The following is a 23,200-nucleotide window of genomic DNA, read 5'->3' as shown; positions in this document are numbered from 1 at the left end:
GGTATAACGGCCATTCGATACCGATATCCGGCCATGTCCGATCCGCTCCTGCCCGCCCGCTTCGTCACGTCCGACGACGGCCCGTTCGTGGTCGCCGCCGTCCTGTCGCAACGCGACCCGCGCATCACCGCGCCGCATTCGCATGCGCGCGGCCAGCTCGTCGGCGCGCTGAGCGGGCTCGTGACGATCGGCCTCGACGACCAGGAGTGGGTCGTGCCGGCGATCCATGCGATCTGGATTCCGCCGCATTGCCGGCATTCGCTGCGCTCGTTCGGGCCGATTGCCGGCTGGTCGGCGTTCGTCGCCGAAGCCCGCTGCGCGGCGCTGCCGGCGACGCCGCGCGCGATCCGCACGACGCCGCTGCTCCGCGAAGCCGTGCAGCGCGCGGCAAGCTGGGGCGATGCCGAGCTGGATGCCGCACAGATCCGGATCGCCGACGTGATCCTCGATGAAATCGCGGCATCGGAAGCCGAGGCGCTGGGGCTGGTCCGGCCGCGGGACCCGCGGCTCGTGAAGATCACCGATGCGCTGGCCGCGGATCTCGCGAACGACCGGCGGCTGGAGGAATGGGCCGAATGGGCCGGCATCGGCGCACGGACGATGAGCCGCCGCTTCGTCGCCGAGACGGGGCTGACGTTCGCGCAGTGGCGTCAGCAGGCCCGGCTGCTGCGGGCGCTGGAGCGCATTGCCGACGGCGTGCCGGTGACGACGATCGCGCTCGATCTCGGGTACGACAACGTGAGCGCGTTCATCGACATGTTCCGGCGCGCGCTGGGGACGACGCCGGGACGGTATATGGAAGCGGGAAACCAAGCACAGGGATAGGTGCGGCCATGCGCGTGCATGAAGCCGCACGGCGAACGGTCGGCGGTCGGCGGTCGGGTCGGCACACGAAAACCGCCCGCCGCTGCGTCAATACGTGCCGTCGCCCTTCTTCGCGGCGTCGCCGCCGTTCCCCTTGAACTGCGCGGCGAGCCGCTCCGCGCTCCGTGCCAGCAGCGTCGTATCGACGCCGACCGCGACGAACAGCGCCCCCGCTTCCAGATAGCGCCGCGCGGCCGCTTCATCCGCACTGAGGATGCCCGGCGCCTTGCCGGCCGCCTTGATCGCGTGGATCGCCCCGTCGATCGCGGCCTGAACGTCCGGGTGCCCGGGATGGCCGAGATGCCCAAGATCGGCCGCGAGATCGGCCGGCCCGATGAATACCCCGTCCACGCCGTCGACCCGCGCGATCGCATCGATCGCGTCGAGCCCCGCGCGCGTCTCGACCTGCACGAGCACGGCCATCTCGTCGTTCGCGCGATGCAGGTAATCGCCGACGCGATTCCACCGCGACGCGCGCGCGAGCGCACTGCCGACGCCGCGAATCCCGTGCGGCGGGTAACGCGTCGCGGCCACCGCCGCACGCGCTTCGTCGGCGCTCTGCACCATCGGCACGAGCAGCGTCTGCGCGCCGAGATCGAGCACCTGCTTGACGATCACCGGATCGTTCCACGGCACGCGCACGACCGGATGCGACGGATACGGCGCGATCGCCTGCAGTTGCGCGAGTATCGTCGGCACCGTGTTCGGCGCATGCTCGCCGTCGATCAGCAGCCAGTCGAAACCGGCGCCCGCGACCACTTCGGCGCTGTACGGATTCGCGAGGCCGAGCCACAGGCCGACCTGCGCGTCGCCGCGTGCGAGCGCGGCCTTGAAGACATTCGACGGCATCTGCATCGTTCGCTCACCTCACTCGAAGTAGCACTGGATCGTCCCGAGCGGGCCGTAGTCGACGCTGAACGTATCGCCAGAACGCGCCGCGCAGGGCCGCGTAAACGACCCGCCGAGCACGATCTGTCCCGGCTCCAGCGCGACGTCGAAGCGCGCCAGCCGATTGGCGAGCCACGCGACGCCGTTCGCCGGATGGTTCAGCACGCCGGCCGCGACGCCGGTTTCCTCGACCACACCGTTGCGCGACATGATCGCCGCGACCCAGCGCAAATCGACGTCCTGCGGGCGCACCGGCCGGCCGCCGATCACGACGCCCGCGTTCGCCGCGTTGTCGGCGATCGTGTCGAACACCTTGCGCGGCCGTTTCGTATCGGGGTCGATCGACTGGCTGCGCGCGTCGATGATCTCGAGCGCCGGCACGACGTAATCGACCGCGTCGTACACGTCGAAGATCGTGCAGTTCGGGCCGGTGAGCCGCTTGCCGAGCACGAACGCGAGCTCGACCTCGACGCGCGGCACGATGAAGCGGCCGGTCGGGATCGTGCCGCCGTCTTCGAAGAACATGTCGTCGAGCAGCGCGCCGTAGTCGGGCTCGTCGATCTGCGACGTGTTCTGCATCGCCTTCGACGTGAGGCCGATCTTGTGTCCCTTCAGCGTGCGGCCTTCCGCGAGCTTGAGGGTCACCCACGCGCGCTGGATCGCATACGCGTCGTCGATCGTGATGTCGGGATGGTCGAGCGAGATCTGGCGGATCTGCGTGCGCGCGCGTTCGGCGTCGTGCAGACGGTGCGCGAGCTGGTCGATGATGGCAGGTTCGAGCATGGTCGGATCGGGAATGGGTTCAGCCGGCCCGCTTGTAGCGGGCGTGAATGTTGTTGTGCTTGTACGAGCCGCTTTCGCTGAACTCGGTCAGTTCCATCGACAGCGCAAGGTAGCGTTTCGCGTACAGCTCGGCGAAATGCGCCTTGATCGCGTCGAACAGCGCGTCGCACGCGGCTTTCTTGGTCGCGTCGCTGCGCCCCGCGCCGATCTTCAGCGTCACGTGGACGAACGCGTCGTCCTCCGTGCCGTCGGCGACGCAATAGTCGTGCAACTCGATCGCGCGCGAACGGATGCCGCCGGTCGGGAACACGCCGCCCTGTGCGATCAGCGTCGCGTTGATCGTGCGCAGCAGCGCGGGAATGCGTGCGTCGTCGCGGAGGTTCGCGGTGTATTCGACGACGATGTGTGGCATGGCAAGTCTCCGGTCGGATTCGAAGGCGTGGTGGCAGCACCGCTCAGGGCAGCGGGAAGATCGCGTTGATCTGCCCGGTGCCCGAGCTCGCGAAATAGTCGGTGACGATCTCGACGGGCTGGTCGTAACGATCCCAGCCGAGCAGCCCGAGCAGCATCGCCGTGTCGTGCATGCCGCCTTCGCCGTGGCAATGCACGTTGTACTCGGGCAGCATCGCGCAGAAGGTCTTGAAATCGCCCTGCTTCCACAGCTCGACCACGCGCAGGTCGACCTGCCGGAAGAATTCGCGGCTGATCTGGTGGATCGATTCCTCGGGGCTGCCGTTGTCGTTGAAGCGGTGCGACAGCGAGCCGCTCGCGAGAAACGCGACGTTCGAATCGCTCTTTTCGATCGCTTCGAGCAGCGCCTCGCCGAAGCGCCGGCTTTCGTCGAGCTGATGCCACATGCACCAGCCGGCGATCGACACGACCTTGAAGTGCTGGTCGCCGTTCATGTAGCGCATCGGCACGAGCGTGCCGTATTCGAGCTCGAGGCTGTCGATCTCGTGCGCACGCGTCGCGACGCCGCGCTCGGTGGCCGTTTCCGCGATCAGCCGGCCGAGCGCCGGGTTGCCCGGATACGCGTACTGCATGTCGCGGATGAAATGCGGCAGCTCGTTGCTCGTATAGGTGCCGGCGAACCGCGCATTGCAGTTCACGTGATAGCCCGCGTTGACGAGCCAGTGCACGTCCGACACGACGATCGTGTCGACGCCGAGCGCGCGGCAGCGTTCGCCGATCAGCTGGTGGCCGCGGATCGCCGCCTCACGACAGCCGTGATGCTTGCCGGGTAGTTCCGACAGGTACATCGACGGCACGTGCGTGATCTTCGCGGCGAGGGACAGTTTGCCCATCGTTAAGTCTCCCTGTCGGCCGGAGTTAGCGCTTTAGCGGTTACTCCGGTCCCATGCTTGGCGGTCGGCCGGAGTTAGCGCTTTAGCGCTTACTCCGGCCCCATGCTTGGCCGGCGTGCCGGCCAAGGAATCGTTCGTTCTTGCGGCGACACGACCCGCGCCCGTCACACACCCCAGCGCGGAACGTGATGCGAACCCATCGAGATGCACACGTTCTTGATCTCGGCGAACACCTCGAAACTGTACTCGCCACCCTCGCGCCCGGTGCCCGATTCCTTCACGCCGCCGAACGGCTGGCGCAGGTCGCGCACGTTCTGGCTGTTCACGAACACCATCCCGGCCTCGATGCCGCGCGCGAGCCGATGCACCTTGCCGACGTCCTGCGTCCAGATGTACGACGCGAGGCCGTACGCCGTGTCGTTCGCGAGCCGCAGCCCTTCGTCTTCGTCGTCGAACGGGATGATGCACGCCACCGGCCCGAAGATCTCTTCCTGCGCGATGCGCATCCGGTTGTCGACGTCGGCGAACACGGTCGGCCGCACGAAGTTGCCGTTGCGCAGATGGTCGGGCAACCCTGCCGGCTTGTCCGCGCCGCCCGCGACCACGCGCGCGCCTTCCTGCTCGCCGATGCGGATGTAGCCCGTGACCTTCTCCCAGTGCTGGCGCGTGATCATCGCGCCGAGGTTGGTGCCCGGATCGGCCGGATCGCCGACCACCAGGTTGTTCGCGCGGCGGCCGAATTCCTGCACGAAGCGGTCGTAGATCGTGCGCTGCACGAAGATCCGCGAGCCCGCGGTGCAGCGTTCGCCGTTGATCGAGAAGATCGTGAACAGCGACGCGTCGAGCGCACGGTCGAAATCGGCGTCGTCGAAGATCAGCACCGGCGACTTGCCGCCGAGCTCCATCGAATACTTCTTCAGGCCCGCGCGCTCCATGATCCGCTTGCCGGTGACGGTGCCGCCGGTAAACGACACCGCGCGCACGTCCGGATGCCGCACGAGCGCGTCGCCGGCCGTCGCGCCGTAACCCTGCACGACATTCAGCACGCCCGGCGGGATCCCGGCTTCGAGCGCGAGCCGGCCGAGCTGGTCGGCCGTCAGCGGCGACAGCTCCGACATCTTCAGCACGGCCGTGTTGCCGAGCGCGAGGCACGGCGCCGTCTTCCACGTGGCCGTCATGAACGGTACGTTCCACGGCGACACCAGCGCGCACACGCCGACCGGCTGGTACAACGTGTAGTTCAGCATCTGATCGTCGACCGGATAGGTGCGGCCGTTCATCTGCACGCACACTTCCGCGAAGAAGTTGAAGTTCTCGGACGCGCGCGGAATCAGCTGCTTGCTCGTCTGCGCGATCGGCAGGCCGGTATCCTGCGTCTCCAGCGCCGCGAGCATCGGCACGTTCCGCTCGATCAGCTCGCCGAGCTTGCGCATCAGCTTCGCGCGCTCCTTCGCCGGCGTGTTCGCCCATTTCGGGAACGCTTCCTTCGCCGCGCGCACGGCCGCGTCGACCTCGGCCTCGCCGCCCGACGCGACGTCGGTGATGACTTCCCCCGTCGCCGGGTTCAGCGTCGTGAAGGTTTCGCGGCTCTCCACTTCGCGGCCGTCGATCCAGTGCTTGATGGTCATGTGTTCTCCTTCCTCGGGCGACGGCCTCAGCCGGCGCGATAGTAGTCTGCTTCGCCGACGATCGTGTTCACGAGCCGGCCGATCCCTTCGATTTCGGTCACGACCTCGTCGCCCGGCTTCGTGTCCGCCAGCCCCTCGGGCGTGCCGGTCAGGATCAGGTCGCCCGGCGAGAGCGTCATGAAGCTGCTGATGTGCTCGATCAGCGCCGGCACGTCGAAGACCATGTCGCGCGTGCTGCCGCGCTGCGTCTCCCGGCCGTTCACCGTCGTGCGCAGCGTCAGGTCGCCCGCGTCGCCGATCTCGTCGCGGCTGACGAACCACGGCCCGAGCGGCGTGCAGGTGTCGCGGTTCTTCACGCGCAGGTTCGGGCGGTAGTAGTTCTCGAGATAGTCGCGGATCGCATAGTCGTTCGCCACCGTATAGCCGGCCACGTAGTCGATGGCCTGCGCGCGGCTCACGCGGCGCGCGGGCCGGCCGATCACGACGGCCAGCTCGCACTCGTAGTGCATGTGCGTGGCGTCCGCCGGGCGCACCGTGTGCGCCCGGTGGCCGACGAACGTGTTCGGCCCCTTCAGGAAAATCAGCGGCTCGCTCGGCGCATTGAATGCGAGCTCCTTCGCATGGTCGGCGTAGTTCAGGCCGAGCGCGAACGTCGTGCGCGGCGCGACGGGCGGCAGCCACACCACGGCGTCCTCGGCCACCACGCGCCCCGTATCGAGGCGGATCGCGCCGTCGCCGGCCGGTTCGGCCGCATGCAGTGCGCCGTTGTAGATCACGCGCGCCGTCTTCATCGTGCCTCCTCTGCCATCAGCGTATGCCGCAACGTGCCGATACCGGCCGCGGCGATCTCGATCCTGCTGCCCGCGCGGGCACGCGGTGCGCCGCCCGCGACGCCGAGCAGCAGCACATCGCCCGCGTCGAACGACATGAAGGCCGTCACGTCGGCGATCAGCTCGCGCACCGGGCGAATCAGCGTCGCGGTCGATGCGGACGCGGCCACCTTGCCGTCGATCCGCACCGTCAGCCCGATCGCGTCGACCTCGCCGAGCGCGGCGGCCGGCACGATCGCCGGGCCGAGCGGGCAGAAGCCGTCACGGCACTTGAAGCGCACGGCCGGACGGTAGTAATCGGGATGCGGCACCGACACGTCGCTCGCGAGCGTGAAGCCGTGCACGTAGTCGAGCGCCTGCGCGGCCGTCACGCGCGTCGCGCGCCGGGCGAACACGACGGCCACCGACGCGCCGATCTCCAGCGCGTCGACGCCGGCCGGCACGACGACGGCGGCACCGTCGGCCGCATGCGTGTTGGCGGATTTGATGTACAGGATCGGCGCCTGCGGCGGGCGGCCGTACGGCGGTGCGTTCACGGCGTCGCCGAGCGCGGCGAGCGCCGCGCGCTCGTTGAGCAGCGCGCCGTAGACGGTACCGATGGCCACCGGCAACGGCGGCGCCGCGGCGGCGGTCGTGCAAGACAGCTCCATGCGTCATTCCCCTGCCGCGCGTCGCGGCGCATCGTCAATACTTAACATCTTAAGTAAACAATCGGGCGCTGGCAACCTCGATTACCCTGATACACGAAATTCATCAGCTTCGGCTGTTAAGATTGATGCGTCCCCGTCCTCTGCCCACCCCGATGAACCGTACGCTCGACCATCGCAACCTGGCCATGCTGCTGCTCGAGGCCCGCGAAACGCTGATGGGCCTGTTTCGCCCCATTCTCAAGGAATTCTCGCTGACCGAACAGCAATGGCGGATCATCCGCGTGCTCGACGGCGAACCGGCGCAGGCACTCGAAGCCGGGCAGATCGCGAAACGCTGCTGCATCCTGAGCCCGAGCCTGACCGGCGTGCTGGAGCGGATGGAGCGCGACGGCCTGATCACGCGCACGCGCGCGCAGGAGGATCAGCGCCGGCTGCTGGTCAGCCTGACGCCGCAAAGCAGGAAACTGGTGACGGAAATCGGTCCGCGCATCGACGAGCAATATCGTCAGCTCGAATCGCGATTCGGCCAGGACGGCCTCGAGGACATCTACCGCGCGCTCGACCGGCTCATCGAGCTCGGCAGCCACGCGTAAAGACGGCGCCCGCGCCCGCCACGCGCGGGAACGGGCGCCGGTGCGATGTGGACGGTCAGTGGATCGCGCCGCGCATCAGCTCGGTCACGGCCACGCCGCGCGACGTGCGCATGCACTCCTCGACGTAATCGATGAACGGCAACGGTTCGAAATCGATTTCGTCGCGCACGCGGCGATTGTCGAACACGCGATCGACCGTCGCGAATTCCCCGCAGCGCTGCAACGCCCGGCCAATCACGCGCTCGAGTGCCGGATCGGGGCGCCCGAGCACGTCGCGCACGACGAGCGGCAGTTCGGCCGGCGCGCATGCCGCGTAGCGCGGCGCCCCGGTCATCCCCGCCGCCTCGTCCATCGCGCGCACGATCTGCGCGACCTGCGGCGCCTCGTCGCCGGCCGACACGTGATAGACGTCGTGCGCGAGCGCCGGCTTGACGGCCAGCAGCATCGTCGCGCGCGCCACGTCGTCCACCGACACGATGTCGATGCGCGTCATCGGCCGCGCGGTGAAGCGGCGCGCCGCATGCGCGAGCCGGAACATCCAGAACGAATTCGGCCCGGGCCGCGTACCGAGCACCGTGTGGCCGACCACATGCGACGGCCGCACGACGACGAGCGGCAGCCCGAGCGCGCGCAGGCGCTGTTCCGTCTCCGCCTTCGCGTGCAGGTAGTCGGCCGCGAGCACCGCGCCCGGCAGGCCTTCGTCGCCCGGCGCGGCATCGTTCGCCGCGTCGCATGCCGCCGCTTCCTGCACGATCCCGCCACGGCCGGCATGCGCGTAGGCCGTGCCGACGTAGACGAAGCGTTGCAGGCGCGGCGCGCGCGCAAAGCGTTCGGCGAAGCGCACCGCATCGGCGATGTCGGCCTGCAGGTGCGCGCCGTCGGCCGGCGACGCATGGCCCGCGCAGTGAATCACGTGCGTCGCGCCGGCCAGGCGCGGCGCATCGGCGCCGTGCCACACGTCGCCGAGCGCGCCGACGATCACGTTCGCATCGGTCAGGCGCGACGCCCAGTACGGCGCGAGCCCCGCGCGCAGCGCGGCTTCACGCAGCCGCGCGACCGCGTGGCCGCGATCCTGCGCGCGCACGACGCAGACGATGCGTTCGAGCAGCCCGGCATTGACGAGCGCCGTCAGCACGGTACTGCCGATGAAGCCGGTCGCGCCGGTCAGCACCAGCCGTCCGACGTTCGCCGCCGCGACCGGTGCGCTGGCCGGCGACACGAGGCTCGTCCGCCAGTTCAGCGACAACGCGGTTTTCCAGATCAGCACGATAGTCTCCTTCGAAGAGTCGGCCGGGCGGCGCGGTGCCCGCGGTTGCGGGCGGCGCACGGCTCACCGGCCGGGCCGGGGCTGACGCGCGCCCCGGCGGCTCCCGATCGGGCGTGCGGCCTGCGATCGCGTCGATCGCGCTCTGGCACGAGGGGGCGGCAGCCGGCGCGGACGGGCGTCCGCGGCACAGGATCGGGAAGTTCCCAGTGTGGGGCCCGACCGCATGCAAGTCTGTCCCGAAAGTTTCGTGAAAGTGTGCCGATTTGTACGCGATTGTCGGAGTGTGTCGCGCCGGCCGGCGCGTCAAAACGCTGAAAGGTTCCGCCCGGCTGCATTCGACCGGTGCCGAATCACGTCGCCCGCCCCGGTTTCGACGGTAGCCAGCGCGCGACAGATCGACGCGGACGGCGGCCCTGTCATCCCATCTCTGGATCGCCGCGCGTGTCCCGCATCCACCGCTGTCGCCGGTATCGCCCGCGTGTGCTGACGCCTCGGGAACGACCATGAATCGTCGGACGTCGTTTCATCTGAAACCGAAATGGACCCAATACGATTTATTGCGGATTATCACTTGCGTTTCACACCAGTCTATCTAGACTGTTCAAGTCAAAACGGTCGAATGTTTCTTTTTCAGGAGACGATGCAATGCGCCTCACCATTCGGATTAATGGCAACGAATCGGCAACCCGGCATTCCTTCGCGGTATTGTGGGTCGATACCGACGAGGGACTGTGGTCGCGCGAGGCACATCAGGGCATCGACCTTCCGACCTGGGGCAAGGTCCGCGACGTGGAGGGCGCGATGGCGCTCTGCGCGGCCGACAGCGGCAAAGCCGTCTGTCAGTTGAAGGGGCTGTCGTCCGATGCGACGCGGCGCGAACAGGGCCCCGCCGTGCTCGCCGGCGAGCATCCCGACGGCGCGTGGCGGCTGCAGGCGGTCGATACCTGCACGACCCAGCCGGAATACCGGGAATTTATTTCCGTTGACCGATAGATATTATTGGCGTGAATCGTCTGCGGTTTTCGGGTTTATTCCGGTATCGCTAATATTAATTTCGATATTCAGCATGAATGGCGCCTCGGCTCGAGGCGCTTTTCATTTTCGGGATTAAAGAAATAACCGAGGCACGGGCAATTGATCGCGCGCCGGGACGATCGCGATCGCGCCATGCCGGAAACCGTGTGCCGGATCGGCATGCGATGGATCGTCCGTGTTCATCATCCGCACCCGCCGCGGAATCCTGCGTCGCCCTCCTTTCCTGCCCTTTCTCACCCTTTCCCAGATGGCCTACCATGCGCCTTTTTGCGGGGCCGGAACATACTTTCCCCACACGGTGTTTACTCATTTATTACAATCGCATTATTCAGACTGACCCGCCGCCGTCCGGCGGCCCGACCCGGCCATTGCATGAGCGTGAAAAAGAAGACCCACCCTGCCGATCCGTACGCAGCGGCGACCAAGAATCCGATGCTTGCGTCGCGGCTGCCGATGTGGCGCTCGCGGCTGATCGTGGTCGTCGTGTTCCTCGCGTTCGCGGCGCTGATCGCGCGCGCTTTCTGGGTGCAGGTCGCGAACCAGGACTTCTACGTCGGCCAGGGCCAGAAGCGCTATCAGCGCACGATCGAGCTCGACGCGATGCGCGGGCGCATCGTCGACCGCAACGGCGCGATGCTCGCGGTCAGCCTGTCGACCTATGAAATCTGGGCAAACCCGAAACAGGTCGCCGACACCGATTACCCGCAGATCGCGAAGCTGCTCGACCTGCCGCTCGTCGAGGTGAAGCGGCGGCTCGGCAACGACAAGACGTTCGTGCTGCTCAAGCGGCAGGTCGACGCGGACACCGCCAGCCGGCTCGACAAGCTCGCGATCGACGGCATCACGCAGATCGCCGATTCGAAGCGCTTCTACCCGGAAGGCGAATCGGCCGCGCACGTGGTCGGCTTCACGAACGTCGAGGACAGGGGCCAGGAAGGTGTCGAGCTCGCGGCGAATGCGCGCCTGCTGGGCACGTCCGGCCAGCGCGAGGTGATCCGCGACCGGCTCGGCCGCATCGTGTCGGACACGCGCCCGCTCGTCCCCGCGCAGCACGGCGCGACGATCGAGCTGACGATCGACCGCCGCATCCAGCAGCTCGCATTCAGCCAGCTCAAGGCGGCCGTGATCGAGAACAACGCGCTGGCCGGCAGCGTCGTCGTGCTCGACGCGCAGAACGGCGAGATCCTCGCGCTCGCGAACTATCCGACCTTCGACCCGAACGACCGCGCCCGCCTCACCGGCCAGCAATTGCGCAACCGCGCGGTGATCGACACGTTCGAACCGGGCTCGACGATCAAGCCGCTCGTCGTCGCGCTGTCGATCGACGAACGCAAGGTCACGCCGAACACGATCATCAACACGTCGCCGGGCACCTACAAGATCGGCCCGGCGGTGATCCACGACACGTCGAACCACGGGTCGCTGACGGTATCGCAGGCGCTGCAGAAGTCGAGCAACGTCGCGCTCGCGAAACTCGCGCTGAACCTCCCCGCCGAAACGATCTGGAACAAATACCAGGAGTACGGGATCGGCCGCGCGCCGGAACTGACGTTCCCGGGCGTCGCGTCGGGCCGGCTGCGCGGCTACAAGCGCTGGCGGCCGATCGAGCAGGCGACGATGGCGTACGGCTACGGGCTGTCGATGTCGCTGCTGCAGATCGCGCAGACCTATACCGCCTATGCGGGCGACGGCACGCTGCACCCGGTGTCGCTGCTGAAGAACGGCACCGACCAGCAGACGATCGACGCGCACCGCGGCCACCGCGTGACGTCGCCGCAAACGGCCGCCGCGATCCGCTCGATGCTCGAGATGGCGGTAGGCGAAGGCGGCACGGGGCGCCGCGCGCGCGTCGACGGCTACCGGATCGGCGGCAAGACCGGTACCGCGCGCAAGCAGGTCGGCGCGAGCTATGCGAAGGGCAAGTACCGCGCGCTGTTCGCCGGGATGGCGCCGATGAGCGACCCGCGCCTGATCGTCGCGGTGATGATCGACGAGCCGCGCGGCAAGGGTTACTACGGCGGCACGGTGGCCGGCCCGGTGTTCGCGTCGGTCACCAGCGGCTCGCTGCAGTTGCTCGGCGTGCCGCCCGATGCACCGGTCGAACCGGAGAAGAATGCGCCGGCGAAGGCCGCCGCGCCGCAGAAGACGGTCGCGGCGCCGAAAGCGGCGGCGACAACGACGACCGTCACGCAGAAACCGTCGGCCTCGCTCAGGACGGCCGCGCAATCCGGCACGCCCGCGCCCGCGAAGGTGGCTACAGCAGGCTGACGATGCCGGGTCGATGCCGTATCCGCATCGACCCGCCGCATCCCACTCGCCAGGAACGCACCGCGTTATTTGAGCGTTCCCGCCGCGCCCCCCTACGATTTTTTCGCGCCGCGGGCGGCCTTGCTTGCTCGGCCGACTACAACCACTTGCCGGCAAGCGCGCGACGGCGCAGGAACTGACGCCCGAGACGTTCTACTGATCGGATCGTGAAAAAGCACAGGGCCGGCCGCCGCGCCCATGCCCGGTACGCGGCGCGACGCCCCGCGCCGTCAATGCGCGGCCGCGACCGGCTTCACCATCCGCCCGAGCACGTGCTCGGTCATCCCGCGCGCGAGTTCGGTTTCGCCCATGAACACGGTGCCGATGCCCTCGCTCGACAGCAGCGCGGCCTCGTCGCCGCTGTTCGTGCACAGCACGACCTCGAGCGTCGGGTTGAGCGTGCGCGAGATCTCGACGATCTGCCGCACGTCGAACACGTCGGGCAGCGTCACGACCAGCATCCCGGCGCGGGCGATATGCGCCTGCACGAGCACGATCGGCTCGATCGCGTCGCCCGACACGGCCGCGATGCCGTCCGCGCGCAGCTTCTCGACGAGCTCGCGATTCTGCTCGACCACGACATACGCGATCCCGCGCTCGTCCAGCGCATGCGCGATCCGCGTGCCGACCTTGCCGTAGCCGACGATCACGACCTGCCCGGTCAGATGCGTCTGCGGCGTCGACATCGGCAGCGCGGCGAGCGGATCGTCGCGCGCCTCGAGCTTGCGCGCGAACGCCGAATGCTTGCGGATCCATGCGAGCGCAGGATCGATCATCGCGAACAGCAGCGTGTTCATCGCGATCGAGATCAGCGCGACCGCGAGAATCAGGCTCTGCCCCTCGGCCGACAGCAGCCCGAGCGCACGGCCGAGCCCCGCGAGGATGAACGAGAATTCGCCGATCTGCGCGAGGCCGGCGCCGACCGTCAGCGCGGTGTTCAGCGGATAGCGGAATGCGATCACGAGCGCGACGGCCGCGAGCGTCTTGCCGATCAGCACGATGGCCGCGACCTCGATCACGTGCAGCGGCTCGTCGATCAATACCTTCGGGTCGAACAGCATGCCGACCGAGATGAAGAACAGCACCGAGAACGCGTCGCGCAGCGGCAGCGTCTCGTCGGCCGCGCGCCGGCTGAATTCCGACTCGCGCATCATCATCCCGGCGAAGAACGCGCCGAGCGCGAACGACACGTCGAACAGCTTCGCCGCGCCGAACGCGATGCCGACCGCCGCGGCAATCATGCAAAGCGTGAACAATTCGCGCGAACCGGTGCGCGCGACGAGCCACAGAATGCGCGGAAACACGCGCTTGCCGACCACCAGCATCAGCGCGATGAACGCGGCGACCTTCAGCATCGTGACGCCGAGCGTGCCCCACACGCTGCCGCCGGCCGCATGCACGTCGCCGGGCGGCGTGCCGCCGAGCAGCCCCGCCACCGGCGGCAGCAGCACCAGCACGAGCACCATCACGAGATCCTCGACGACCAGCCAACCCACCGCGATGCGCCCGTTGACCGTCTCGACGAGCCCGCGCCCTTCGAGCGCGCGCAGCAGCACGACGGTACTCGCGACCGACAGCGCGAGCCCGAACACGAGCGCCGCGCCGAGACTCCAGCCCCACGTGAGCGCGAGCCCGCCGCCGAGCAGCGTCGCGACGGTAATCTGCACGACCGCGCCCGGCAGCGCGATCTTGCGCACCGCGAGGAGATCGCCGAGCGAAAAATGCAGGCCGACGCCGAACATCAGCAGCATCACGCCGACTTCGGCGAGCTGCTGCGCGAGCGACAGGTCGCCGACGAAACCGGGCGTGCCGGGGCCGATCACGATCCCGGCGAGCAGATAGCCGACGAGCGGCGGCATTTTCAGCAGCGACGCGAGGTAACCGAAGATCATCGCAAGACCGAAACCGGCCGCGAGCAACGCAATCAGGCTGACGTCATGAGGCATCCCCCCTCCCAAGCTCTTGTAACTATTTAGTAAGGTTCAAGAGTGGAAGGATACGGGATGAGGCGAAAAAATGGCGCGCCGCCGCGAAAATTTCACGCGGTGGCGGCGCATTGGCGGGGTGCAACCCCGGCGAAGGGAAAGGCGTCGCACGCCCGGCCGCACGTCGGCGCGAACCGGGCGGCAGGCGGGGCTGGCGCCCCGCCGCTCACGTCAGCGCGACGCTTGCGGGAACCGCGCGCCCGGCGGCGGCTCGGGCCGCGTCGACGGCACGCTCTTGCGCACCTTCGCGACCTGCGCGGCCGTCACCGGCGCGCCCGTGTTGCCCCAGCTCGTGCGCACGAAGTTCGACACGTCCGCGACTTCCTGGTCCGACAGGCGCCAGCCGAACGGCGGCATCGTGAAGGTCGACGGCGCGGTGCGCGTCCCTTGCAGCGCACTGCCTTCCAGCACGACGTGGATCAGCGAGGTCGGATCGTCGCCCTGCACGACCGGGTTGCCGGCGAGCGCCGGGAACACGCGCGTGTAGCCGTGGCCGTCGCTGCGATGGCAGGCCATGCAGTTGTCGCGATAGACGGCCGCGCCCGGCTTGCTCGCGTCGCCGGTCTGCAGCGCCTTCGCCGCGGCCGCGTCGTACACGTGCGGCTGCTCGCCCTGCACGCGCGGCGGCAACGTCTTCAGGTAGCGCGCAATCGCGTTCAGGTCGCCGTCGGTCATGTGCTGCATGCTGTGGCCGACCACGTCCGTCATCCCGCCGAACGCGGCCGTGCGCAACGTGCGGCCGGTCTTCAGGAACTGCACGATCTCGGTTTCGTTCCACGTGCCGAGGCCCGTGCGCGGCTCGCCGCGCAGGCTCGTCGGCACCCAGCCGTCGATCGCCGCGCCGCCGGCCAGGAAGTCGAGGCCGTCTGCGTCGGTCAGCCCGCGCTCCTGCATCGTCGGTGCACGCGGCGTGTGGCACGCGCCGCAGTGGCCGAGCCCCTGCACCAGATACGCGCCGCGCGCGACCACCGGATCGGGGTACGACGCCGCGTCGAACGGCTTCGCCGACGGCGCGAACATCTTGCGCCAGATACCGAGCGGCCAGCGCATCGACAGCGGCCACACGATGTCGACCGCGCGGTTCTCGTGCTCGACCGGCGCGACGCCGTGCATGAAGTACGCGTACAGCGCCTTCATGTCGTCGTCGGTCAGGCGCGCGTACGACGGGAACGGCATCGCCGGATACATCGTGTCGCCGTTCTTGCGCACGCCTTCTCGCACCGCCCGCGTGAAGTCCTCGTAGGTCCAGCCGCCGAGGCCCGTCTTCGGGTCCGGCGTGATGTTCGTCGAGTAGATGCCGCCGATCGGCGTGTCGAACTTCAGCCCGCCCGCGAACGGCTTGCCGCCGCTCGCGGTGTGGCAGGCGATGCAGTCGCCTGCGCGCGCAAGATATTCGCCGCGCTTGATGAGCGCCGCGTCGGCGGACTGGGGTGCCGGCGCGGCCGCCGGGCCCGAAGCCGCGGCCGGTGCGGACGCCGGCTGCGCGAACGCAGCGCCGCCCGCGAGACCGAATGCCGCCCATGCCGTGCCGATCGCCAGCGCGCGCCGCAGCGGAGAAATGCGGCGCGCGGCGTTGTGGTGGTTCATCGTCCTCTTCATACGGTCACCAGCGGGGCGGGATTTTTCAGGTATTGCTCGCGGATCGCGCGTGCCGACCAGTAGGCCAGCGCCGCGATGATCCCGGTCGGGTTGTAGCCGATGCCCTGCGGCAGCGCGGACGCGCCCATCACGAACACGTTGTGCACGTCCCAGCACTGCAGGTAGCGGTTCAGCACGCTCGTCTTCGGGTCGGTGCCCATGATCGCGCCGCCGACGAGGTGGGTCGTCTGGTACTGGCGCGAGTCGAAGTGCTTGCCGAACTCGCGCGTCGACACGCCGATCGCCTTCGGCCCCATCGCTTCCGCGATCTTCTTCATCTGGCCGGTCACGTACTGCGCCATCTTGATGTCGTTGTCCTTCCAGTCGAACGTCATCCGCAACAGCGGCTGGCCGTACGAATCGCGATAGGTCGGATCGAGGTCGAGATACACGTCGCGGTACGACATGTTGGTGCCGTGCGCGTCCATCGAGATCGTGTGCGCGTAGTTGTCCTTGACGGCCTTCTTCCACGCCGAGCCCCACTGCGGCGTGCCGGGCGGCGTCGCGATGCCGCTGATCGGCTTCACGCCGGCCTGGTTCACCCACAGCGGCGAGCCGCCGACGAAACCGAGCGGGCCGTGGTCGAAGTTGTCCGCGTTGAAGTCGTCCACCGCGACGCCGTTGCCGCCCGCGCCGATGAACGGATTCGTGTAGGTGTCCTTGTCGAAGAACGCCTTGATCGTCGACAGGTTCTGGTACGCGAAATTGCGGCCGACGACGCCCTCGCCCGACACCGGGTCGTACGGCTTGCCGATGCCCGACAGCAGCAGCAGGTGCACGTTGTGATACTGGAACGCGGCCACGATCACGAGATCGGCCGGCTGGTGCACTTCACGCCCGGCCGGATCGACGTAGGTCACGCCGGTCGCGCGCTTCTTCGTGTCGTCGAGGTCGACGCGCAGCACGTGGCACTTCGAGCGCAGCTCGAAGTTCGGCGCCTGCTTCAGCGCCGGCAGGATGTTCAGGTTCGGCGACGCCTTCGAATACATATAGCACGCGTAGCCGCTGCAGTAGCCGCAGAAGTTGCACGGGCCCATCTGCACGCCGTACGGGTTCGTGTACGGGCCCGACGTGTTCGCCGACGGCAGCCGGTACGGATGCAGGCCGAGCGAGTGCGCCGCATCGAAGAAGCGCTGCGCGGAATACGTATTGAGCTGCGCGGGCAGCGGGAAGTTGTCGCTGCGGTTCGCCTCGAACACGTTGCCGTCGCCGACCACCTTGCCGCCGACCTTGTACGCCTGCCCCGACGTGCCGAACACCTTCTCGGCGAAATCGAAATGCGGCTCGAGCTCGTCGTACGTGACGCCCGTATCCTGGATCGTCATCCCTTCGGGGATGAACTTCTTGCCGTAGCGCTCTTCATAGTGGCTGCGCAGGCGCAGCTCTTCCGGCGTGATCCGGAAATGCACGCCCGACCAGTGCAGCCCCGCGCCGCCGACGCCTTCGCCCGGCAGGAACGCGGCAAGCTGCCGGTACGGCAGCGCGGTGTCCTGCAGGCCGTGGCGGATCGACACGGTCGTCTTCGACAGGTCGAGGAACAGCTTCTTGCGAATGTTGTAGGTCAGCTCGTCGATCGTGTTCGGGTACGCGCCGTCCGGATAGGTGTCGCGATATTCGCCACGCTCGAGCGCGACGACGTTCAGGCCCGCTTCGGTCAGTTCCTTCGCGAGAATCGCACCGGTCCAGCCGAAGCCGACGATCACCGCATCGACATGCGGCTTCTTATCTGCGGCCATCAGCTGCGCTCCCCGTTGATCGAGACGGGGCCGTACGGATAAGGCTTGCCGCTCTGGTTGACGAAATCCATGAAGTCCGCGCGCGCGCCCGGGAAACCGATCATCTTCCACGCGGCCATGTCGCGATTGCCGCCATGCACCGGATCGCAGAAATAGCCTTCGCGCGTGTTCTGCAGCAACTGGCCGAGGAACACGCCGGGCGGGACGTCGTCGATCTGCGCGCCGCCCTTCTCCAGCGCGCCGAGCACGGTGTCGCGCGTCGGCGCGTCGAGATCCGCGAACGCCTTGCCGTGGGTCTTCTCGCAATAGCGGTTGACGGCCGCGATGCCGAGCCGGTAGATGTCGCGCGGCACCAGCTTCAACTGGTAGCCGAGCTCGGGCACGCCCTGCTGGAACGGCCCCTGCATGTACCACGTCGCGCCGTGCGCATACGGCGTCTCCATCTGGCGATCGATGAACTCGGGCACGCCGGCCTCGAGCGCGCCGGGGCCTTCGGCGTCGGCCGGAATCAGCCGGTCGACGGCGGCCTGGACGAACGCCCATTCCTTCGCATCGAAAAAGGTCGGCTTGTACGGCGCGCGTTCGGCGCCGGCCGACGCAGTGGACGCGTTGCCGGCCGTCGTCGCGGACGGCGACGACGAGCGCAGGTCGCAGCCGGCGGCCGACGCGATCGGCACGAGCGCGACCGATGTGCGCAGGAAACGGCGACGCGAATTGGGTTTGTCAGGTGGCGTGGACATGGTCGGATGTTGATCGTTGGGGATCGGGGGTTCGGACGCGCGCATTCCGCATGTCGCGTGCCCGGCAGGCAGCCGTGCCGCAGGCGGCCGGTCGCCCTGTTCTTTCGTGTGTTGCACACAACCTCGATGCCGGCGTCCGGCCGCGCGATTCGCGGTGGCGCCGTCATTGCAGCCGCACGTCGCCCCGGTGCCGGCGGCGCTGCGCAGATTGACCTCTTCGTGGGTCTTTCATCGGACAAATACCGGCATCGGCCTGCATCTGCCCGCCATCGCCCATGACCCTTGTTCAACTTAGACGTCGCGTCTACCGACGGCAAGCGCAACGTGCACGACCCTCTTTTCGGGTCCGGCGACGAGTGCGGCGAATTATATATGGAACCGGTTCCAGCGCTAGAGGGTTCAATGCAATTCAGTGCATCAAAATTAGCAACAATGGGAAATTCGGACGCTGGAATGTGCAAGGATGGCGAGATGGCGGACGCCTTCGCCGGTCGGGCAGACGATCGGGCCGCGGTGGGCGCATGTCGCTTTCCGGCGACACCCGATCAGATGGCGATATCGAGTTGCGTCGCGCTCTGGTAGCCTCCGCATCTCATGAATACCCAGAAAAACAAACGGCCGGCGCCCGATGCGACCGGCATCAGCAAATATCTCAGCTATCTGCTGCGCCACGAGCCGCAGGCCATCGGCCTGCATCTGGACGCCGAAGGCTGGGCCGATATCGATGAGCTGATCGCCGGCGCCGCCCGTCACGGACGCCGGCTCGATCGCGCGACGATCGAAAGCGTCTGTGCAACCAACGACAAGCAGCGCTTCGCGCTGTCGGATGACGGTCAACGCATCCGCGCGGTACAGGGCCATTCGACGCCCGTCGTGCAGCGCCGGTATCCGGCCGCGCAACCGCCCGAGCGCCTCTATCACGGCACGGCGACGCGCTTCCTCGATTCGATTCGTGCGCAAGGGCTGAAACCCGGCGCCCGTCATCACGTGCACCTGTCGGCGGACCTCCGGACGGCGCTGGCCGTCGGCGCGCGCTACGGCGTGCCCGCGATTCTCGAAGTCGATGCGCAGCGCATGCAGCGGCAGGGCCACACGTTCTTCGTCGCCGAGAACGGTGTCTGGCTGACCGATGCCGTGCCGGCCGACTGCCTGACGCTGATCGATACGCACGCGAGCTGAATCGCGCGCGGCTCCTCCCTCACCACGGCCAGAACATCGACGCAATCGACAGCGCCAGCGCCGCGCACAGCGGCGAGTAATACAGCGTGTCCATCCGCGCGAAACGCGACCCGCGAATCCGCTTGAAGAAGCCGACGTAGCGGAAATCGCCGACGGCCCGCACCGCGAAGATCAATGCGAGCGCAACGACCGCGAATGCGATCGTGCCGGGATACGCGTTGCGCCCCAGCCAGCCGGCACGCGCGGCGACCACGCCTGCGCCGCCCAGCAGTGCCGCCGCGATGGCAAGCGTGCCGATGGCAGTCGGCCGCAACAGCGGTACGCCGTCGTGCTCCGGAATGGCCGCGCGCTTGCCCAGCCGCCCGCCGAACGCCCAGTAGACGTGCACGAGCGCGATGGCGCAAAGCGTCGGCACGCTGAAATACGCACCGGTCATGTCGATCAATGTCCTCGTCTCGTTGTTTTGCCGAAAGGATTCCGGCACGCGGCCCCGCGTCCGCGCCACGCATGACGATACCGAAACCCGGCCACGCGCGCATTGCGACGTCCGGTCGCAACCGGTGGCCGTGCATGCTGCGTTGCAGTGCGCTTGCGTCGTCGCGCAGGCCGGCCGCTTGACTTCCCTCCGTGCACTACTACCCTGTTATTCCAGTACTGCGGTCGGCACGCCGCTGCGCAAGCGGCTGCCCGCACGACGACGATAACGAAGGCCATGGAGGCGACTCATGCTGATCGGTGTGCCGAAAGAGATCAAGAACCACGAATACCGCGTCGGCCTCACGCCGGCCGGCACGCGCGAACTCACGCGCCACGGCCATCGCGTGCTCGTGCAGCGCGGCGCGGGCACGGCGATCGGCCTGCTCGACGACGACTACACGGCCGCGGGCGCGTCGCTCAGCGACGGCGCCGACGAAATCTTCGCGCGCGCCGACATGATCATCAAGGTCAAGGAGCCGCAGCCGGCCGAATGCGCGATGCTGCGGCGCGGCCAGATCCTCTACACGTACCTGCATCTCGCGCCCGATCCCGATCAGGCCGCCGCGCTCGTGAAGTCCGGCGCGGTCTGCATCGCGTACGAAACCGTGACGGGGCCCGGCGGCGGCCTGCCGCTGCTTGCACCGATGAGCGAAGTCGCCGGCCGCATGTCGATCCAGGTCGCGGCGACCCACCTCGAAAGCCCGCGCGGCGGCCGCGGCCTGCTGATGGCCGGCGTGCCCGGCGTGCCGGCCGCGCACGTGGTCGTGCTCGGCGCGGGCGTCGTGGGCACCGGCGCGCTGCAGATGGCGGTGGGTCTCGGCGCGCGCGTCACCGTGCTCGACACCAACGTGAACCGGTTGCGCCAGCTCGATCTCGTGTTCGCCAACCGGATCGCGACCGTCTGCTCGAATGCGCATACGGTCGACGAAGCCGTGCGCGATGCCGACGTCGTGATCGGCGCCGTGCTCGTGCCGGGCGCATCGGCGCCGCGGCTCGTCACGCGCGACATGATCGCGACGATGCGCAAGGGCGCGGTCGTCGTCGACGTCGCGATCGATCAGGGTGGCTGCTTCGAGACCTCGCATGCGACCACGCACGCGGCGCCGACCTTCGTCGTCGACGGGGTGGTCCACTACTGCGTCGCGAACATGCCCGGCGCGGTCGCGCGCACGTCGACCTTTGCGCTGAACAATGCGACGCTCGGCCATGCACTCGCGCTCGCCGACAAGGGTTGGAAACAGGCGATGCTCGACGATCCGCATCTGCGCGCGGGCTTGAACGTGTGCGACGGCCGCATCACGTACGAAGCGGTCGCGCTGGCGCTCGGCCTGCCCTACGTCCCGGCCACCGGCGTGCTTGCGTGACGGTGCGGGCATGAGTTGAACGCGTCGCGGCCGGCCGCGTTGCGTTCACCCGCCCTTCGACCGGCTCCGCTTCGCGCCACCACCCGCGCTGCCCGCACCGCCCATCGTGCGCGCCAGCAGCGGCCGCAGTTGCGCGAGCGTGCGCGTGTTCAGCACGTCCTGCCGCGTCAGCCAGCCGCGCCGAGCCTGATCGACGCCGAACGCGAGGTTGTCGAGTTCGTCCGCGCGGCATGCATCCGAACCGATCGCGACCGGCACGCCGGCCTTCGCGGCCTCGCGGCACCAGACGTCCGGCAGGTCGAATCGCCGCGGCTGCGCATCGAGTTCGACGAAGCAGCCGCGCGCGGCGGCTCCCGCGAGCACGCGCGGCACATCGAGTTCGCAGGCGTCGCGCTCGCCGAGCACCCGGCCGGTCGGATGCGCGAGAATCGTGAAATGCGGATGGTCCATCGCGCGCAGCATGCGATCGGTCTGCGCGCCGCGCGACAGGTCGAAGCCGTCGCGTACCGCGCCGACCACGAGATCGAGCCGGCCGAGCATCGCGTCGGGTACATCGAGGCTGCCGTCCTCGCGAATGCCGGCTTCCACGCCCTTGAGCAACACGAAATCGTCGAAGGTCGCGTTGACGCGATCGATTTCGTCGAGCTGGCGCGCGAGCCAGTCGAAGCCGTCGCGATCGCCATCAGGCGGGGCACGGTCGGTGACGGCCAGGTAGGCGAGCCCGCGTGCACGCGCGGCGTCGGCCATCGCGCGCAGGCCGTCGCGGCCGGCCGATGCATCGGTATGCGCGTGCAGGTCGCCATGGAGATGCTTGCGCTCGACCAGCGCCGGCAGCGTGCCGGCGCGCGACGCATCGATCTCGCCGCGATCCTCGCGCAACTCGGGCGGCACCTCGTGCAGTCCGATGGCCGCGTAGACCGAGGCCTCCGTCGCGCCGGCAATCCGCTCGTCGCCGCGAAACACGCCGTATTCGTTGATCTTCAGGCCGCCGGCCTGCGCGATCCTGCGCAGCGCGATGTTGTGCGCCTTCGATCCCGTGAAGTAGACGAGCGCCGCGCCGAACGCATCGGCATCGACGACGCGCAGGTCGACCTGCAACCCGCTGGCAAGCGTCACGCTCGACCGGGTCTTGCCGTGCGCGAGCACGCGCGCCACGTCGCTGTAGCCGACGAACGCTTCGGCGACCGCAACCGGATCGCGGGCGGTGACGAGGATGTCGAGATCGCCGACCGTCTCGCGGCGGCGGCGGAAGCTGCCGGCCGGCACGGCCTTGCCGACGCCGGCCACCGCACGCAGGCGTTCGAGCAACGGCATCAGCGCATGCGCGGCGTCGGGCAGCAGAAAGCGTTGCGGCTCGCGCTGCAGGCGATCGTCGATCGCTTCGAGCAGATGCGCTTCGGTTCTCGCGCCGAAGCCCGGCAGCTCGCGCACATGCCCGCTCTTCGCTTCGGCACGCAACTGTTCGAGCGAATCGACGTGCAGCGCGTCATGCAGCGCCTTCACGCGTTTCGCGCCGAGCCCGGGCACATCGAGCAGCTCGACGATCGCGCCCGGCAGTGCATGACGCAAGGTTTGCTGCAGTTCGCAGGTGCCGGTCGCGGCGATCTCGCGCAGCTTCGCCGCGAGATCGGCCCCGATCGACGGAATCTTCCCGAGATCGTCGCCGTTCGCGATCATCGTCGGGATATCGCGGCCGTAGTCGGCGACCGTACGCGCGGCGTTGCGGTACGCGCGCACGCGAAACGGGTTGGCGCCCTGGATCTCGAGCATGTCGGCGATCTCGGCGAACACGGCTGCGCACTCGGCATTGTGGATCGGCATGATCGGCGTGGCTCCCTTCCACGTGGATGGCGCCGCGCGCCTGCGCGACGGCGTCTGCCCGCCCGGCGCCGCATGTCGACGCCGCCGGGCGCACGTTGGTCATCCTACGCC

At 68.3% G+C, this 23,200-nt stretch carries 20 protein-coding genes; 6 read left to right on the top strand and 14 right to left on the bottom strand.

Going from position 1 to position 23,200, the window contains the following annotated elements:
• Nucleotides 1-33: 33 nt before the first annotated feature.
• Complete coding sequence (locus HWX03_RS04285; protein WP_175870357.1) at nucleotides 34-825, top strand: helix-turn-helix transcriptional regulator; 792 nt, start codon at nucleotides 34-36, stop codon at nucleotides 823-825.
• A gap of 87 nt (nucleotides 826-912) precedes the next feature.
• Here the strand turns inward: HWX03_RS04285 and hpaI are convergent, their stop codons facing one another.
• The 7 genes from hpaI to HWX03_RS04250 form a co-directional block, all read right to left on the bottom strand.
• A complete protein-coding gene (gene hpaI / locus HWX03_RS04280; RefSeq protein WP_175870356.1) occupies nucleotides 913-1,719 on the bottom strand; it encodes a 4-hydroxy-2-oxoheptanedioate aldolase in 807 nt (268 codons plus the stop codon).
• Between the two features lie 12 nt (nucleotides 1,720-1,731).
• Entirely contained in the window at nucleotides 1,732-2,535 is an 804-nt protein-coding gene (gene hpaH, locus HWX03_RS04275; protein ID WP_174428989.1) for a 2-oxo-hept-4-ene-1,7-dioate hydratase, read from the bottom strand.
• Between the two features lie 19 nt (nucleotides 2,536-2,554).
• Entirely contained in the window at nucleotides 2,555-2,947 is a 393-nt protein-coding gene (locus tag HWX03_RS04270) for a 5-carboxymethyl-2-hydroxymuconate Delta-isomerase (protein WP_175870355.1), read from the bottom strand.
• A gap of 43 nt (nucleotides 2,948-2,990) precedes the next feature.
• Nucleotides 2,991-3,839 carry a 3,4-dihydroxyphenylacetate 2,3-dioxygenase gene (gene hpaD / locus HWX03_RS04265; protein WP_174428991.1) on the bottom strand — a complete coding sequence of 283 codons (849 nt, stop codon included), beginning with the start codon at nucleotides 3,837-3,839 and terminating at the stop codon, nucleotides 2,991-2,993.
• A gap of 164 nt (nucleotides 3,840-4,003) precedes the next feature.
• Nucleotides 4,004-5,467 (bottom strand): 5-carboxymethyl-2-hydroxymuconate semialdehyde dehydrogenase, encoded by a 1,464-nt coding sequence (gene hpaE, locus HWX03_RS04260; RefSeq protein WP_175870354.1) that lies wholly within the window; start codon nucleotides 5,465-5,467, stop codon nucleotides 4,004-4,006.
• 26 nt (nucleotides 5,468-5,493) lie between these two features.
• Complete coding sequence (locus HWX03_RS04255; protein ID WP_175870353.1) at nucleotides 5,494-6,258, bottom strand: fumarylacetoacetate hydrolase family protein; 765 nt, start codon at nucleotides 6,256-6,258, stop codon at nucleotides 5,494-5,496.
• Entirely contained in the window at nucleotides 6,255-6,947 is a 693-nt protein-coding gene (locus HWX03_RS04250; protein WP_175870352.1) for a fumarylacetoacetate hydrolase family protein, read from the bottom strand. The genes HWX03_RS04255 and HWX03_RS04250 overlap by 4 nt, the downstream gene beginning before the upstream one ends.
• 152 nt (nucleotides 6,948-7,099) lie before the next feature.
• On the opposite strand from HWX03_RS04250, the gene hpaR reads away from it, so the two are divergent.
• Nucleotides 7,100-7,540: a homoprotocatechuate degradation operon regulator HpaR gene (hpaR, locus tag HWX03_RS04245; RefSeq protein WP_006490704.1), complete on the top strand. Its 441-nt coding sequence runs from the start codon at nucleotides 7,100-7,102 to the stop codon at nucleotides 7,538-7,540.
• A 55-nt stretch (nucleotides 7,541-7,595) separates the two neighbouring features.
• Here the strand turns inward: hpaR and HWX03_RS04240 are convergent, their stop codons facing one another.
• Entirely contained in the window at nucleotides 7,596-8,807 is a 1,212-nt protein-coding gene (locus HWX03_RS04240; RefSeq protein WP_175870351.1) for an SDR family oxidoreductase, read from the bottom strand.
• A 645-nt stretch (nucleotides 8,808-9,452) separates the two neighbouring features.
• On the opposite strand from HWX03_RS04240, the gene HWX03_RS04235 reads away from it, so the two are divergent.
• A complete protein-coding gene (locus HWX03_RS04235) occupies nucleotides 9,453-9,800 on the top strand; it encodes a DUF3564 family protein (protein ID WP_175823102.1) in 348 nt (115 codons plus the stop codon).
• A gap of 414 nt (nucleotides 9,801-10,214) precedes the next feature.
• Nucleotides 10,215-12,110 carry a penicillin-binding protein 2 gene (locus tag HWX03_RS04230; RefSeq protein WP_175870350.1) on the top strand — a complete coding sequence of 632 codons (1,896 nt, stop codon included), beginning with the start codon at nucleotides 10,215-10,217 and terminating at the stop codon, nucleotides 12,108-12,110.
• 269 nt (nucleotides 12,111-12,379) lie between these two features.
• On the opposite strand, the gene HWX03_RS04225 is transcribed toward HWX03_RS04230, so the two are convergent.
• The 4 genes from HWX03_RS04225 to HWX03_RS04210 all read right to left on the bottom strand — a co-directional run bounded on the left by HWX03_RS04225 (nucleotide 12,380) and on the right by HWX03_RS04210 (nucleotide 18,248).
• Complete coding sequence (locus HWX03_RS04225; protein ID WP_174428998.1) at nucleotides 12,380-14,095, bottom strand: cation:proton antiporter; 1,716 nt, start codon at nucleotides 14,093-14,095, stop codon at nucleotides 12,380-12,382.
• A 210-nt stretch (nucleotides 14,096-14,305) separates the two neighbouring features.
• Entirely contained in the window at nucleotides 14,306-15,733 is a 1,428-nt protein-coding gene (locus HWX03_RS04220; protein ID WP_175870349.1) for a cytochrome c, read from the bottom strand.
• Nucleotides 15,730-17,508 carry a GMC family oxidoreductase gene (locus HWX03_RS04215; RefSeq protein WP_174388447.1) on the bottom strand — a complete coding sequence of 593 codons (1,779 nt, stop codon included), beginning with the start codon at nucleotides 17,506-17,508 and terminating at the stop codon, nucleotides 15,730-15,732. The genes HWX03_RS04220 and HWX03_RS04215 overlap by 4 nt, the downstream gene beginning before the upstream one ends.
• A complete protein-coding gene (locus HWX03_RS04210) occupies nucleotides 17,508-18,248 on the bottom strand; it encodes a gluconate 2-dehydrogenase subunit 3 family protein (protein WP_175870348.1) in 741 nt (246 codons plus the stop codon). Before HWX03_RS04210 ends, HWX03_RS04215 begins: the two co-directional genes overlap by 1 nt.
• Before the next feature lie 594 nt (nucleotides 18,249-18,842).
• Between HWX03_RS04210 and HWX03_RS04205 the strand changes: the two genes are divergently transcribed.
• Nucleotides 18,843-19,427 carry an RNA 2'-phosphotransferase gene (locus HWX03_RS04205; protein WP_175870347.1) on the top strand — a complete coding sequence of 195 codons (585 nt, stop codon included), beginning with the start codon at nucleotides 18,843-18,845 and terminating at the stop codon, nucleotides 19,425-19,427.
• A gap of 19 nt (nucleotides 19,428-19,446) precedes the next feature.
• Here the strand turns inward: HWX03_RS04205 and HWX03_RS04200 are convergent, their stop codons facing one another.
• On the bottom strand, nucleotides 19,447-19,863 hold the full coding sequence (locus HWX03_RS04200; RefSeq protein ID WP_175823266.1) for a DUF3995 domain-containing protein: 417 nt from the start codon (nucleotides 19,861-19,863) through the stop codon (nucleotides 19,447-19,449).
• Between the two features lie 289 nt (nucleotides 19,864-20,152).
• On the opposite strand from HWX03_RS04200, the gene ald reads away from it, so the two are divergent.
• A complete protein-coding gene (gene ald / locus HWX03_RS04195; protein ID WP_175823096.1) occupies nucleotides 20,153-21,268 on the top strand; it encodes an alanine dehydrogenase in 1,116 nt (371 codons plus the stop codon).
• Nucleotides 21,269-21,313: 45 nt separating this feature from the next.
• Here ald and polX read toward each other — a convergent pair whose 3' ends face one another.
• Nucleotides 21,314-23,089, bottom strand: a complete 1,776-nt coding sequence (polX, locus tag HWX03_RS04190; protein WP_175870346.1) for a DNA polymerase/3'-5' exonuclease PolX — start codon at nucleotides 23,087-23,089, stop codon at nucleotides 21,314-21,316.
• Nucleotides 23,090-23,200: the final 111 nt, after the last annotated feature.

The sequence above is a fragment of the Burkholderia sp. BCC0397 genome (assembly GCF_902832865.1).
Lineage (GTDB): Bacteria > Pseudomonadota > Gammaproteobacteria > Burkholderiales > Burkholderiaceae > Burkholderia.
The sequence above is the reverse complement of the archived record's forward strand: the minus strand, read 5'-3'. Positions and strand labels throughout refer to the sequence as shown.

Bases quoted from the DNA above. Each gene is read 5' to 3' on its own strand.
- HWX03_RS04285 (WP_175870357.1), top strand. From the start codon at position 34: ATGTCCGATCCGCTCCTGCCCGCCCGCTTCGTCACGTCCGACGACGGC.
- hpaI (WP_175870356.1), bottom strand. From the start codon at position 1,719: ATGCAGATGCCGTCGAATGTCTTCAAGGCCGCGCTCGCACGCGGCGAC.
- hpaH (WP_174428989.1), bottom strand. From the start codon at position 2,535: ATGCTCGAACCTGCCATCATCGACCAGCTCGCGCACCGTCTGCACGAC.
- HWX03_RS04270 (WP_175870355.1), bottom strand. From the start codon at position 2,947: ATGCCACACATCGTCGTCGAATACACCGCGAACCTCCGCGACGACGCA.
- hpaD (WP_174428991.1), bottom strand. From the start codon at position 3,839: ATGGGCAAACTGTCCCTCGCCGCGAAGATCACGCACGTGCCGTCGATG.
- hpaE (WP_175870354.1), bottom strand. From the start codon at position 5,467: ATGACCATCAAGCACTGGATCGACGGCCGCGAAGTGGAGAGCCGCGAA.
- HWX03_RS04255 (WP_175870353.1), bottom strand. From the start codon at position 6,258: ATGAAGACGGCGCGCGTGATCTACAACGGCGCACTGCATGCGGCCGAA.
- HWX03_RS04250 (WP_175870352.1), bottom strand. From the start codon at position 6,947: ATGGAGCTGTCTTGCACGACCGCCGCCGCGGCGCCGCCGTTGCCGGTG.
- hpaR (WP_006490704.1), top strand. From the start codon at position 7,100: ATGAACCGTACGCTCGACCATCGCAACCTGGCCATGCTGCTGCTCGAG.
- HWX03_RS04235 (WP_175823102.1), top strand. From the start codon at position 9,453: ATGCGCCTCACCATTCGGATTAATGGCAACGAATCGGCAACCCGGCAT.
- HWX03_RS04230 (WP_175870350.1), top strand. From the start codon at position 10,215: ATGAGCGTGAAAAAGAAGACCCACCCTGCCGATCCGTACGCAGCGGCG.
- HWX03_RS04225 (WP_174428998.1), bottom strand. From the start codon at position 14,095: ATGCCTCATGACGTCAGCCTGATTGCGTTGCTCGCGGCCGGTTTCGGT.
- HWX03_RS04220 (WP_175870349.1), bottom strand. From the start codon at position 15,733: ATGAAGAGGACGATGAACCACCACAACGCCGCGCGCCGCATTTCTCCG.
- HWX03_RS04215 (WP_174388447.1), bottom strand. From the start codon at position 17,508: ATGGCCGCAGATAAGAAGCCGCATGTCGATGCGGTGATCGTCGGCTTC.
- HWX03_RS04210 (WP_175870348.1), bottom strand. From the start codon at position 18,248: ATGTCCACGCCACCTGACAAACCCAATTCGCGTCGCCGTTTCCTGCGC.
- HWX03_RS04205 (WP_175870347.1), top strand. From the start codon at position 18,843: ATGAATACCCAGAAAAACAAACGGCCGGCGCCCGATGCGACCGGCATC.
- HWX03_RS04200 (WP_175823266.1), bottom strand. From the start codon at position 19,863: ATGACCGGTGCGTATTTCAGCGTGCCGACGCTTTGCGCCATCGCGCTC.
- ald (WP_175823096.1), top strand. From the start codon at position 20,153: ATGCTGATCGGTGTGCCGAAAGAGATCAAGAACCACGAATACCGCGTC.
- polX (WP_175870346.1), bottom strand. From the start codon at position 23,089: ATGCCGATCCACAATGCCGAGTGCGCAGCCGTGTTCGCCGAGATCGCC.